Below are 11485 nucleotides of genomic sequence, written 5' to 3' on the forward strand. Positions count from 1 at the left end.
GGGGGGCCCGCAGCAGCCGCCACGACGCCCTGCTGACGGCACTGGTGGAGCAGCGCGAGGTGGACCTGCCCGAGACACTGATCCAGCAGGAGATCCGCTCGCTGATCGAGCAGACCGCCTCCCAGATCGCCCAGCAAGGGATGGATGTGAAGAAGCTGTTCACCCCCGATCTGGTGCGCAGCCTGATGGACAGCTCCCGCCCCGAGGCCGAGCAGCGGCTGCGGCGCAGTTTCGCCCTCAAGGCCCTGGCCGAAGCCGAAGACATCCGCCCGGAGGCCGACGCCATCGAGGCCAAGGTCAAGGAGGTCATTCAGGGTCTGAGCGACACCAGTTCGATCGATCCGCTGCGGCTGCGCGAAGCCGTGGCCGAAGATCTCCTGCGCGAGAGCCTGCTGGAGTGGCTCGAAGCCAACAGCACCCTCACGGAGAAAGCCCCTGAGGCCGAGTCTGCTGCCAGCGCCGACGACCAGGCCTGAGGCCGCCATAGATTGAACGTCTGCACCGTTTCCCCCTGCCCCGGCCGCGTGATCGAAGCCCTTCGCTCCCATCCGATCCACAACAGCTGGCAGGCCTCGCCAGGCGTGCTGCCCACCGTGGTGGAGCAGTCGGGGCGCGGCGAGCGGGCGTTCGACATCTATTCCCGCCTCCTGCGGGAGCGGATCATCTTTCTGGGCACAGGCATCGACGATCAGGTGGCCGACTCCCTGGTGGCCCAGCTCCTGTTCCTGGAAGCGGAAGATCCCGAAAAGGACATCCAGATCTACGTCAACTCACCGGGCGGCTCCGTCACGGCCGGGCTGGCCATCTACGACACCATGCAGCAGGTGGCTCCCGACGTGGTAACGATCTGTTATGGCCTGGCGGCCAGCATGGGGGCGTTCCTGCTCTCGGGTGGCACCAAGGGCAAGCGCATGGCCCTGCCCAGCGCGCGGATCATGATCCACCAGCCCCTCGGAGGCGCCCAGGGGCAGGCTGTCGACATCGAGATTCAGGCCAAGGAGATTCTTTTCCTCAAGGACACCCTCAACGGTCTGATGGCTGAGCACACCGGCCAGCCCCTCGCAAAGATTGCGGAGGACACCGACCGGGACTACTTTTTATCTCCGCCCGAAGCCGTCAGCTACGGATTGATCGATCGTGTCGTGGATGACACCACCACGGTTTGATCCTTAAGGTCTGCTGACGGATCTCAGGTTCCGGCCCATCCTGGAAGGCCGGCCCATGCCCCACCCCCTGACCAGGACGCCCCAGCCCGATGGCCAAGTTCGACGCCCATCTCAAGTGCTCGTTCTGCGGCAAGTCTCAGGAGCAGGTGCGCAAACTGATCGCCGGACCCGGGGTCTACATCTGCGACGAGTGCATCGATCTCTGCAATGAGATCCTCGATGAGGAGCTGGTGGAGAGCCACGGCAGCGCCAGGCCCAGCGGCGACCACGGCCGCAAACCAGCCGTCAAGAAGAGCAGCAAGCCCGCCCCCACCCTGGCGAGCATCCCCAGACCCCAGGAGATCAAGTCCTTCCTCGATCAGCAGGTGGTGGGCCAGGACGAGGCCAAGAAGGTGCTTTCGGTGGCGGTCTACAACCACTACAAGCGCCTGGCCTGGCAAGGGGACGGCAAGGGCGAGACCGACCGCAGCGCCACCCGCCTGCACAAATCGAACATCCTCCTGATCGGCCCCACCGGCTGCGGCAAGACTCTGCTCGCCCAGACCCTGGCCGAACTGCTCGATGTGCCTTTCGCCGTGGCCGATGCCACCACCCTCACCGAAGCGGGCTATGTGGGTGAGGACGTGGAGAACATCCTGCTGCGTCTGCTGCAGAAGGCCGACCTCGATGTGGAGCAGGCCCAGCGCGGCATCATCTACATCGACGAGATCGACAAGATCGCCCGCAAGAGCGAGAACCCCTCGATCACCCGCGACGTGTCCGGCGAAGGCGTGCAGCAGGCGCTGCTCAAGATGCTGGAAGGGACCGTCGCCAACGTTCCGCCCCAGGGGGGCCGCAAGCATCCTTACCAGGATTGCATCCAGATCGACACCAGCCAGATCCTGTTCATCTGCGGCGGCGCCTTCGTCGGCCTCGAAGAGGTGGTGCAGCGGCGCCTGGGGCGCAATTCGATCGGCTTCCTGCCGGCCGATGGCCGCGGCCGCGGCCATCGCGAACTCAAGGCCAGCCACGTGCTGCGTCACCTCGAACCCGACGATCTGGTGCGCTACGGCCTGATCCCGGAGTTCACCGGCTGGCTGCCCGTGAGCGCCGTGCTCGAACCCCTTGATGTGCGCTCCCTGGAGTCGATCCTCACCGAACCGCGCGACGCCCTCGTCAAGCAGTTCCAGACGCTGATGAGCATGGACAGCGTGCGCCTGGAGTTCGAGCCCGGCGCCATCGAGGCGATCGCCCACGAGGCCCACCGCCGCCGCACCGGTGCCCGTGCCCTGCGCGGCATCGTCGAGGAGCTGATGCTGGATCTGATGTACGACCTGCCCTCCAACAACGAGGTCAGCTCGTTCACGATCACCCGCGAGCTGGTGGAGCAACGCAGCAAGGCCAAGGTGCTCCCCTATCCCAACGTCGTCAGCCAGCAGGAATCGGCCTGAACGGCAATCCACCCCTGACCCTCCTTGCTCCGTGCGCAAGCCCGGCGGCAGGGTAAAGCGGTCCTGCCCCGCGATCACGGCCCATGGCAGCCGCCGACCATCTCCAGGTGCCCCGGCAGCATGGGCTGTTCAACCACCACGGCATCGACCTGGGGGATGGCAGCGTGGCTCATTACCTGGAGGGCCGGGAGATCCTGCGCTCACCCCTCGAGGACTTCAGCCGCGGTGAACCCGTGGCGGTGGTGGCCTATGACCCCACCGAGATCTCTGCGGCGGGCATGACCCTGCGCCGTGCCATGGGCCGGCTGGGGGAGCAGCGCTACAACCTGATCTTCAACAACTGCGAGCATTTCGCCATCTGGTGCAAGACCGGTCGTCACCGCAGCGCCCAGGTGGAGGGCTGGCTGCACACCGGCAGCCTCGGAGCTCTGATGCTCGGCCAGCTGGTGCCGGCAGCCCTGATCACCGCCGTGCGCCTGCTGCTCAGGCAGGGCCTCAACCTGGATGGGGAGCAGCTGGAGAAGGGCCGGACCCTGGCACTGCAGAGCCTGGAGCAGCTCGATGGTCTGCGCCTGAAGCTGCAGCAGAAGCTGGAGGCGGAGCTGGCCCGGGCGGAGGCCCGCTGGGGGGAAGGCCGAGACAGCGCGTCGGAGCCGTTCGCCAAGCTGCGCCTGGCGGCCCAGAACCTGGCCGACCAGCTTGAGGAGGTGGAGGAGATGGAAGACCGCCTGGAGCGCCTGCTGGCGGCGAAACCCTCTGAGTAGCCTCATGGGCCAGGCCGTCCGGGGAGCAGCCTCCATGACCCAGGCCCGTGCCTACCTGCCCCTGCCCCAGAAGTACAGGCCGCAGCGCTTCGACCAGCTGGTGGGGCAGGAGGCGGTCGCCTCCACCCTCACCAGTGCCCTGCGCCAGAACAGGATCGCGCCGGCCTACCTGTTCAGCGGGCCCCGGGGCACGGGCAAGACCTCCAGCGCACGGATCCTGGCGCGGTCGCTCAATTGCCTCACGGCAGCAGGACCCACCCCCGACCCCTGCGGCAGCTGTGAGCTCTGCCGCTCGATCACCGCTGGCAACGCCCTCGATGTGATCGAGATCGATGCCGCCTCCAACACCGGCGTCGACAACATCCGCGAGCTGATCGAACGCTCCCGCTTCGCGCCGGTGCAGGCCCGCTGGAAGGTCTACGTGATCGATGAGTGCCACATGCTCTCGACCGCCGCCTTCAACGCCCTGCTCAAGACCCTGGAGGAGCCCCCGCCACGGGTGGTGTTCGTGCTGGCCACCACCGATCCCCAGCGGGTGCTGCCGACGATCCTCTCCCGCTGCCAGCGCTTCGATTTCCGCCGTATTCCCCTGGAGGCCCTGGAGGGCCATCTGCGCTTCATCGCCAGCGAAGAGGAGATCGGCATCACCCCCGAAGCTCTGCACGTGGTGGCGCTGCGGGCCCAGGGGGGCCTCCGCGATGCCGAGAGCCTGCTCGACCAGCTCAGTCTGCTGAGCGCACCGATCGAGGCCACGGCGGTCTGGGACCTGCTCGGCGCCGTGCCGGAGCAGGAGCTGCTGGAGCTCGTGGCCGCCATGGGAGAGGGCGATCCCGTGGGCATTCTCGAGACCTGCCGGCGCCTGCTCGAACGGGGGCGGGAGCCCGGGGCCGTGCTGCAGGGTCTGGCCAGCCTGCTGCGGGATCTGGTGCTGGCCGGGGTGGCCCCGGACCGGCTGGAGCTCACTGCGGTCAGCACCCAGCTGCAACCGCTGTTGCCCGAGCAGGCCCGCCGCATCGGCAAGGCACGGCTGCTCAGCTGGCAGGCGCTGCTCAAGGGCAGCGAACAGCAGCTGCGCCAGAGCGCCCAACCCAGGCTCTGGCTCGAGGTGCTGCTGCTGGGGCTGCTGGCGGAGCCGGCAGCTGCCGCCGCCGTCCCGGCGATGGTACGGCCCCAAGCCCCGACGGCTCAGCCCCAGCCCCAGGTGCCCGAGGCAACGCCAACAGCCCCCCAGGCAGCAGCAGCAGCTCCTCCTGCGGCTCCAGTCGTCGCCCCAGCCAGCCCAGCTCCCTCCAACGCCCCTGCGGCCGGCCCGGACCACCAGGATCTCGGGGAGCTCTGGCAGCAGATTCTCTCCAGCCTGGAGCTGCCCTCCACCCGCATGCTGCTCTCCCAGCAGGCCTCCCTGCTGCGCCTCGATGGCCAGCGGGCGGTGGTGCGGGTCAGCAGCAAGTGGATCGCCATGGTGCAGAGCCGCCTGCCCCTGCTGGAGTCGGCGCTGCGCCAGGCCCTGGGCAGCCCCCGCCAGGTGCTGCTGGAGGCCTCCGACCAGCCCAGCAGCCCGGTGGTGGTCACTCCACCGATGGTGGCCAGGCCCACTGGAACACCACCAGTGGGGCCGCCCACGGCACCACCCCTGGATCACGCCCCTTCAGCGTCTGCAGCAGCGGTGGTCTCCAAGGCGATGACTTCCCAGGCAGCGGCCCCCCAGGCGATGGCCGCTGCCCAGACGCCATCTCCTGCTCCTGTGAAGGCAGCGCCGAACCCAACCCCTGATCGGCCTGAGCGCCAACCGCTCGATGACCAGGCCCGCCGCCTGGCCGACTTCTTCAACGGCGAAGTGGTGAGCCTGGAGGAGTGAAGCGGACCCGCTCAGGAGGCCTGGGTGGAAGGATCCGAGAGCGGATCAGCCAGGGGATCGATGGGGAGGTCATCGGCGCTGGCCTCGATCCCGCTGTCGCCCCCCAGGTGCTGGGTCTTGGCCCAGACCAGGCGCTTGGGCAGCAGGGCCATGCGCAGGGTGACCCAGGGGATGACCACGAACCAGTGCATGAGATAGGTGATCCCCAGCGCGGCCGCCAGGGGGTTCATCGCCGGCAGGGGAGGACCTTCGCTGGGGCGGCGGCAGCCGGCCACGAACGCTGCGCCAGAGAGGCCGAGGGCCACGATCGACAGGGGCCAGACCGTGGGGGCGGTGCGGCTGACCAAAGCGGCGAGCAGGTCGACGACCGAAACCATCGGCAGCACGTACTGCAGCAGAAAGAAGCTGGTGAGGTCGAGCTTCTGGGCGGGGTTGAGGCGTTCCGAGATCAGCCCCGGCCAATAGTCGAAGAAGCGCTGCAGGCCACCTTCCGCCCAGCGCTGACGCTGGCGCCAGAGGGCCGGAATGGTGAGCACCGCCTCCTCCTCCACGGGGGGATCCCAGAGCACGCCCACCGGCTCACCGGCCAGCAACAAGCGAAAACTGAGGTCAAGGTCGTCGGTGACGGTGTCCTCATTGAAGCCGCCAACCCGGAGGATCGCTTCCCGGCGCAGCAACTGGCCGTTGCCCCGCAATTCCGCCACACCGCCGCCGGCCAGCCGGCCCTCCTGCACCACAGCATCGAGGGCCATTTCCATCGCCTGGGCGCGGGTCAGCAGGTTGCAGCCTGCATTCACCACTGCCTTGCGCAGTTGCATCGCCGACCAGCTGCCCTGCTCAGCCTGGGGGATCAACCGCTCGAGCAGATCCTCCTGCAGGCCGGCATCGGCGTCGAGCACCAGCATCCAGCGGCCTTCGAGCTGCTCCAGCACCGCATTGAGGGCCCCCGACTTACCGCCGCCGGCATGGCGGGGGCGCCGCAGCACCCGCAGCATCGGCGTGCTGGCCTCGAGGGCCTTCAGCAGCTCAGGCGTGCGGTCCTCGCTGCCGTCGTCCACCACCCAGAGGCGCAGAACCCCATGGCGGTAACGCAGGCGGCTGATCCGCTCCACAAGACGGCCGACCACGGCCTGCTCGTCGCGGGCCGCCACCACCACATCCACGGATGGCCAGGGTCCCGGCCAGGGGCCGTCAGCTGAGCTCTGCGGCGGGTTGCGACGCCAGAGCTGTCCCAGCACGGTGCGCACCACATAGGCGCCCAGCAGAAGGGTGAGGCTGGCGGCTGGCAGAAGGCTGCGGGGCGGCTCCAGCCAGTGGGGCGCCACCCCGGCCCAGCCGCAGAGCACAACGAACAGGGCAGCTTTGCCGCGACGCCCCCTGGGGCTGGAACCGGTGGCTGTCATGGCAACTCCGTCATGGCAACCGTGCCGGCGTGGCTGGTCCGCGTCAGGGCGAACTCTAAAGGCCCCCACTGAGGGCTTCGATGGTTACCAGCTCGGTTCCCGGGTAGTAGTGCGCCAGGATCCGGTTCTGGCTCCAGCCGCGACCGCCCAGATCGATGGCCCCCTGCTGGGAGAGGCCGGCGCCATGGCCGAAGCCACCACCCATGAAGCTCCAGCGGCCGGACCCATCGGGCTTGAGCACGAAGAGGGTGCTCGGCAGTTGCCGGAACGTGCGGCGGATGGCGTCGCGGCGCAGCACCCGCTGGCCGCTGCTGCCCACCACCGAGAGGGCCAGCACCCGGCCGCTGGGGCCGCGCTCCAGCACCTTGATCTCCCTCGGCTCTCCAACCCCGCCAGGTCCTTTCTCCAGGGACTGGCGGATGCGGGTGACATCCAGCTGCCGGGTCCAGCGAAACAGGGGATGGCCCGCTCCATAGGCGGTGCCTCCCTGGCGCAGCAGCTCCGGCAAGGAGGCGGCGGGCAGGGGCACCCCGAAGCGCTGGGCAAAGGCCGGCGGCCCATCGGGGCGGGCCTGGAGGTAAGGCAGGGGCGGGCCGCTCCAGACCTCCTCGAATCCGGCCGAGATGCCGCCGTTGCTGGCGTGGTAGACGGCGTGGATGGGCTGCCCCTGCCAGCTCAGCACCTGCCCGCGGGTGGCCTCAACGGCACGGCGCACGGCGGCGCCGGCCTGGCGCGGGTCGGCATACACCTGGCACTGGGTGTCGGAGCAGAGGTGGTAGCCGTCGACGTCGTAGCGATGGCTGTTGCGCAGGGCCCAGGTGCGGGCGAGAACGGCCTGGGCGGCGAGGGCCGCCGCTGGGGAGCCAGCGCCGATCTCATGGGGAACGACCCCCAGCAAATAGCGCTCCAGGGGGACCTGCTCGATCAGGCTCCAGCCGCCGTAGGCGTTGGCCTGCAAGCGGAAGGGTCCCTGGAACACTCCCTTGCCCCAGCGCAAGCCCTGCGGGGCCTTCAAACGCAGGGGACCCTGCAGCGCCACCACGCTGCCGTCGGCTGCCGTGGCCTCCAGCTCCAGGCGGGTTGTCTCCTCCCGCGTCCAGGCCCTGGCCTGGAATCCCTCGGGCGGAGCCGTGCGGGGGGGGGCCCACACCTCCCACTCCGCCGGATGGGCGATCACGGGCTCCACACCAAGCAGGCGCCAGGCCGAGGCTGCCTGATCAGCCGTTTCAAAACTGGGGAAGGGGCCCAGCACGGTGCGCTCGAGCAGCAGGGGCTCCGGCAGGGGCCGCTGCCGCCAGCGCAGGCTCAGCCTGGGGCCCTGGAGCTTGCGGCCACTGGCGTCCTCCAGCTCGAGGCTGCCGGCGGCGGCCTTCAACAGAAGTGGCTCCGCCTTGGCGGCAGCCATCCCAGGGGCCGGCCCCAGCCGGGCACCCAGGGCGACCCAGAGCACCGGCTGGCTGCGCTCGATGGCGGGGCGAGGGGAGGTGGGCCAGTGCAAGGCCGCCGCGGGCATGGCACGGCAGCCCGGGGCCAGCAGCAGGGAGCTGCCGAAGCCCATGGCGAGGGGCGCCAGACGGGACAGGAAGAGTGGTGAGGGCGGAGCGGGGAATCGCATCGAAAAACCGTACGGCCGAGGGGATGATCCTGGGGGAGTTGGCGGAAGGGGCATCCACGTCGTACTTTGGTTGTTTGTGAACGGGCGCCAGACATGCCGAAGCTCAAGACCCGCCGAGCAGCTGCCAAGCGGTTCAAGGTGACCGGCAGTGGCAAGTTCATGCGTCGGCGCGCCTTCCACAACCACCTGCTCGATCACAAGAGCCCCAAGCGCAAGCGTTACCTCGGCACCATGGCGGTCGTCGATGAGCGCGATGCCGACAACGTGAGCCGCATGCTCCCCTACGCAGGCTGAGAAGCCAGGCGAAAGCCGGCAGCTCCTGATTCCCACCGTTCAACTGAGAGATTTCCATGGCCCGCGTCAAGAGGGGCAATGTCGCCCGTAAACGCCGTAACAAGGTCCTCCGCCTCGCCCGCGGTTTCCAGGGCAGCAACGGCAGCCTCTTCCGCACCGCGAACCAGCGGGTGATGAAGGCCCTCTGCAATGCTTACCGCGACCGTCGCCGGCGCAAGCGCGATTTCCGTCGCCTCTGGATTGCCCGCATCAACGCCGCCGCTCGCCTCAACGGCCTGAGCTACAGCCGCCTGATCGGTGGTCTCAAGCACTCCGATGTGCAGCTGAACCGCAAGATGCTCGCCCAGCTCGCCCTGGCCGATCCCGGCAGCTTCAGCGACGTGGTGGGCGCCGCCCGCGCCTGACCTCAGGCTCCCCGAATCAACTCCGCGCATTAGCCAACCCCCGCAGGCCCGATGGACCTTCTCCTTCCACAGGCCTATCTGATCGGCCTGATCGTTCTGCTGGGGGGGGCAGCCGTGGTGATCGGCCTGCAGGTCTGGCGTGTGCGCGCTGATGAAGTTCGCCTGGCGAAGCTGGAGATCAAGGTCAAGGAAGACTCCAAGGATTCCGCCACGCTCTACGAGCTGGCCTCGGTGCAGCTGCGCAAGCGTCTCTACGACCAGGCCGTCGACACACTCAAACTGGCTCTGAAGCGCTCGGACGGCGAACCGGGTGAAGCACGGGCGCTGATGCAGAACGCCCTGGGTTTTGCTCTGGCGGCCCAGGGCAACCATGCCGCAGCCATCCGTCACTACAAGTCGGCCCTGCAGGCCAAAGCGGATTATCCCGTGGCCTTGAACAACCTGGGTTATGCCCTCGAGCGCCAGTCTCTGCCCGAGGAGGCCCGCCAGGCCTACAGCCAGGCCCTGGCCCTTGATCCCGGCAACAAGACCACGAGCAAGCGCCTGAAGCTGCTCGATCGTCGCTTCCCAGCCGAGACCGTTGAAACGGCTGGCCCGGCCCAGGGGATGGCCCCAACAGCCGGGCGCTCAGCCTCAACCAAGAACGACACCTCAGGTCAGAAGAAACCGTCCTGAGGCTGCCTCTTCAGCAGCCTTTGAATCTCAAACACCTCGCTGAATCTGGCTTTCGGTCACCACAATCCCCGTACCGGCGGTCCACTGGAAGGTGCCGCTGGAGCTGCCACCTGGGCCACTGGACGCAGGTCGAAGCGACCGCCGGGATTGGTCAGACGCGGCGCGACCCAGCCCGCCAGCTCCAGGCCCTGCACCCCACTGATTTCCCCACCCGATTCCATCCCGCCGACTTCGCAGTCGCAGAGCATCAGCAGATCGAGCTGGTCGGATTTGGCGTTGAGGTTGCCCTGCACCGCCACGGTGGTCTCTCCCACCTGCATCTCACCGCGCAGGTCGACCATCTGGCCCATGGGGGTGGCCTCCTCCAGGCGCAGCTGCACAGGCAGGGGCGCGCCGCCGCTGAAAGAGCGGTAGACGCCCGACCACACCCTCGGCAGGTCGCGGGCCAGATCAACGGCCCGGCCCTTCGGATCAAAGGTTTCCACCGGCCCCAGCTCGGCCTCGAAAACCTGCACCGCTGAGGTGGGCGGTGCGCCGAAAGGCACGACGCTTCCCACCGGCAAGGGATTCATGGCCAGCTGGGGGGCGGCGGCAGCCAGGAGCAGCGGCAGAAGCAGCGGCATCGGGAAGGTTCAGGGCACGTGGGAGCAGGCTAAGGGCGGCGGCGCCATCCGGCGGACCGAAACAGCCGCCGGGGCCATCGTTCGCGGTAGTTTCGCGGCATGGCTGGGGCTTCGACGACATCCCAATGGACAGCGACACCCTGGTGATCGCGGGACGGCCCTTCCGCAGCCGCCTGATGACCGGCACCGGCAAATACCCGAGCCTGGCGGCGATGAAAGCCAGCCTGGCGGCCAGCTCCTGCGAGATCGTCACCGTGGCGGTGCGCCGGGTGCAGTCGCTGGCCGCTGGACATGAGGGTCTGATCGAGGCGATCGACTGGAGCCGCCACTGGATGCTGCCCAACACCGCCGGATGCGCCACCGCCGAGGAGGCGGTGCGGGTGGCACGGCTGGGCCGGGAGCTGGCGCGGCTGGCCGGCCAGGAGGACAACAACTTCGTGAAGCTGGAGGTGATTCCGGACAGCCGGCACCTGCTGCCGGATCCGATCGGCACCCTCCAGGCCGCTGAAGCCCTGGTGCAGGAAGGATTCGTGGTGCTTCCCTACATCAACGCCGATCCGATGCTGGCGCGGCGGCTGGAGGAGGCCGGCTGCGCCACAGTGATGCCGCTGGGCTCTCCGATCGGCTCTGGCCAGGGGGTCCGCAACGCCGCCAACATCGGCCTGATCATCGAGAGCGCCCGCGTTCCCGTGGTGGTGGACGCCGGCATCGGTGTTCCCAGCGAAGCCGCCCAGGCCATGGAGATGGGCGCCGATGCCCTGCTGATCAACAGCGCCATCGCCATGGCCGGTGATCCAGCGGCGATGGCCCGCGCCATGGCCATGGCCACGGTGGCGGGCCGCACCGCCTACCTGGCCGGGCGGCTGCCGGTGCGCTCCGAGGCCAGCGCCAGCTCACCGCAGCAGGGCCTTGTCGGCTCCCCCGCTCCGGCCGAGATCCCGTAACAGTCCTTCTCAGGGAAAGGCCAAGGCCGCCGGCACTGGGTAACTTGCGGCATCCACTGCGCCCCATCCATGTCGGTCACCGAGGAAGACGGCGGCAAACTCAATGCCTTCGCCAGGGAGCCCCGCATGGAGGTGATCGAGACGGGGGCAGGGCGCAGCCGCTCGACCACCATGCTGCTGCTGGGGGGTGTGGTGCTGGTGCTGCTGATGGTGGCGGTGGCGGCGGGGATCAGCTGAGCGTCTGGATCCCGGCTGCCTGCTGGGGGGGGGGCGGAACGCCTGTAGTAGCTTGCCAGCAGGAGCATCGGC

At 68.6% G+C, this 11485-nt stretch carries 12 protein-coding genes and 1 pseudogene; 10 read left to right on the forward strand and 3 right to left on the reverse strand.

All coding sequences use genetic code 11. From position 1 onward, the window contains the following. The 5 genes and pseudogenes from KBY78_RS11540 to KBY78_RS11560 form a co-directional block, all read left to right on the forward strand. A pseudogene (locus tag KBY78_RS11540) lies at positions 1 to 476 on the forward strand (trigger factor); the annotation flags it as partial. Positions 477 to 524: 48 nt separating this feature from the next. Continuing rightward, positions 525 to 1166 (forward strand): ATP-dependent Clp endopeptidase proteolytic subunit ClpP, encoded by a 642-nt coding sequence (clpP, locus tag KBY78_RS11545; protein WP_006172782.1) that lies wholly within the window; start codon positions 525 to 527, stop codon positions 1164 to 1166. An 89-nt stretch (positions 1167 to 1255) separates the two neighbouring features. Next, on the forward strand, positions 1256 to 2596 hold the full coding sequence (clpX, locus tag KBY78_RS11550) for an ATP-dependent protease ATP-binding subunit ClpX (protein ID WP_255143707.1): 1341 nt from the start codon (positions 1256 to 1258) through the stop codon (positions 2594 to 2596). Between the two features lie 83 nt (positions 2597 to 2679). After that, positions 2680 to 3360, forward strand: coding sequence for a lecithin retinol acyltransferase family protein (locus KBY78_RS11555; protein ID WP_255143708.1), 681 nt, complete (start codon positions 2680 to 2682; stop codon positions 3358 to 3360). Positions 3361 to 3394: 34 nt separating this feature from the next. Next, positions 3395 to 5218, forward strand: coding sequence for a DNA polymerase III subunit gamma/tau (locus KBY78_RS11560; protein ID WP_255143709.1), 1824 nt, complete (start codon positions 3395 to 3397; stop codon positions 5216 to 5218). An 11-nt stretch (positions 5219 to 5229) separates the two neighbouring features. Here KBY78_RS11560 and KBY78_RS11565 read toward each other — a convergent pair whose 3' ends face one another. Continuing rightward, positions 5230 to 6621, reverse strand: a complete 1392-nt coding sequence (locus KBY78_RS11565) for a glycosyltransferase family 2 protein (RefSeq protein WP_255143710.1) — start codon at positions 6619 to 6621, stop codon at positions 5230 to 5232. Between the two features lie 55 nt (positions 6622 to 6676). Then, positions 6677 to 8179: a SpoIID/LytB domain-containing protein gene (locus KBY78_RS11570; protein ID WP_399215783.1), complete on the reverse strand. Its 1503-nt coding sequence runs from the start codon at positions 8177 to 8179 to the stop codon at positions 6677 to 6679. Positions 8180 to 8329: 150 nt separating this feature from the next. Between KBY78_RS11570 and rpmI the strand changes: the two genes are divergently transcribed. From rpmI to KBY78_RS11585, 3 genes are read left to right on the forward strand one after another with little or no spacing between them, the layout of a single operon-like run. Beyond that, positions 8330 to 8530 carry a 50S ribosomal protein L35 gene (rpmI, locus tag KBY78_RS11575; protein WP_094554864.1) on the forward strand — a complete coding sequence of 67 codons (201 nt, stop codon included), beginning with the start codon at positions 8330 to 8332 and terminating at the stop codon, positions 8528 to 8530. A 56-nt stretch (positions 8531 to 8586) separates the two neighbouring features. Beyond that, positions 8587 to 8934, forward strand: a complete 348-nt coding sequence (gene rplT / locus KBY78_RS11580; RefSeq protein WP_255143712.1) for a 50S ribosomal protein L20 — start codon at positions 8587 to 8589, stop codon at positions 8932 to 8934. A gap of 51 nt (positions 8935 to 8985) precedes the next feature. Then, positions 8986 to 9609 (forward strand): tetratricopeptide repeat protein, encoded by a 624-nt coding sequence (locus KBY78_RS11585; protein ID WP_255143713.1) that lies wholly within the window; start codon positions 8986 to 8988, stop codon positions 9607 to 9609. A 56-nt stretch (positions 9610 to 9665) separates the two neighbouring features. Here KBY78_RS11585 and KBY78_RS11590 read toward each other — a convergent pair whose 3' ends face one another. Continuing rightward, positions 9666 to 10232, reverse strand: coding sequence for a hypothetical protein (locus tag KBY78_RS11590; RefSeq protein WP_255143714.1), 567 nt, complete (start codon positions 10230 to 10232; stop codon positions 9666 to 9668). Between the two features lie 125 nt (positions 10233 to 10357). Here KBY78_RS11590 and KBY78_RS11595 point away from each other — a divergent pair, with 125 nt between their 5' ends. Continuing rightward, positions 10358 to 11176, forward strand: coding sequence for a thiazole synthase (locus tag KBY78_RS11595; protein ID WP_255143715.1), 819 nt, complete (start codon positions 10358 to 10360; stop codon positions 11174 to 11176). Between the two features lie 69 nt (positions 11177 to 11245). Further along, entirely contained in the window at positions 11246 to 11413 is a 168-nt protein-coding gene (gene psb34 / locus KBY78_RS11600; RefSeq protein ID WP_006172771.1) for a photosystem II assembly protein Psb34, read from the forward strand. Positions 11414 to 11485: the final 72 nt, after the last annotated feature.

It is taken from the genome of Synechococcus sp. EJ6-Ellesmere (assembly GCF_024345875.1).
Lineage (GTDB): Bacteria > Cyanobacteriota > Cyanobacteriia > PCC-6307 > Cyanobiaceae > Regnicoccus_A > Regnicoccus_A antarcticus.

What these genes read in the sequence shown, in the direction of transcription:
- psb34 (WP_006172771.1), top strand. Translation starts at nt 11,246, where the DNA reads ATGTCGGTCACCGAGGAAGACGGCGGCAAACTCAATGCCTTCGCCAGG.
- KBY78_RS11555 (WP_255143708.1), top strand. Translation starts at nt 2,680, where the DNA reads ATGGCAGCCGCCGACCATCTCCAGGTGCCCCGGCAGCATGGGCTGTTC.
- rpmI (WP_094554864.1), top strand. Translation starts at nt 8,330, where the DNA reads ATGCCGAAGCTCAAGACCCGCCGAGCAGCTGCCAAGCGGTTCAAGGTG.
- rplT (WP_255143712.1), top strand. Translation starts at nt 8,587, where the DNA reads ATGGCCCGCGTCAAGAGGGGCAATGTCGCCCGTAAACGCCGTAACAAG.
- KBY78_RS11570 (WP_399215783.1), bottom strand. Translation starts at nt 8,179, where the DNA reads ATGGGCTTCGGCAGCTCCCTGCTGCTGGCCCCGGGCTGCCGTGCCATG.
- KBY78_RS11590 (WP_255143714.1), bottom strand. Translation starts at nt 10,232, where the DNA reads ATGCCGCTGCTTCTGCCGCTGCTCCTGGCTGCCGCCGCCCCCCAGCTG.
- KBY78_RS11565 (WP_255143710.1), bottom strand. Translation starts at nt 6,621, where the DNA reads ATGACAGCCACCGGTTCCAGCCCCAGGGGGCGTCGCGGCAAAGCTGCC.
- KBY78_RS11595 (WP_255143715.1), top strand. Translation starts at nt 10,358, where the DNA reads ATGGACAGCGACACCCTGGTGATCGCGGGACGGCCCTTCCGCAGCCGC.
- clpX (WP_255143707.1), top strand. Translation starts at nt 1,256, where the DNA reads ATGGCCAAGTTCGACGCCCATCTCAAGTGCTCGTTCTGCGGCAAGTCT.
- KBY78_RS11585 (WP_255143713.1), top strand. Translation starts at nt 8,986, where the DNA reads ATGGACCTTCTCCTTCCACAGGCCTATCTGATCGGCCTGATCGTTCTG.
- KBY78_RS11560 (WP_255143709.1), top strand. Translation starts at nt 3,395, where the DNA reads ATGACCCAGGCCCGTGCCTACCTGCCCCTGCCCCAGAAGTACAGGCCG.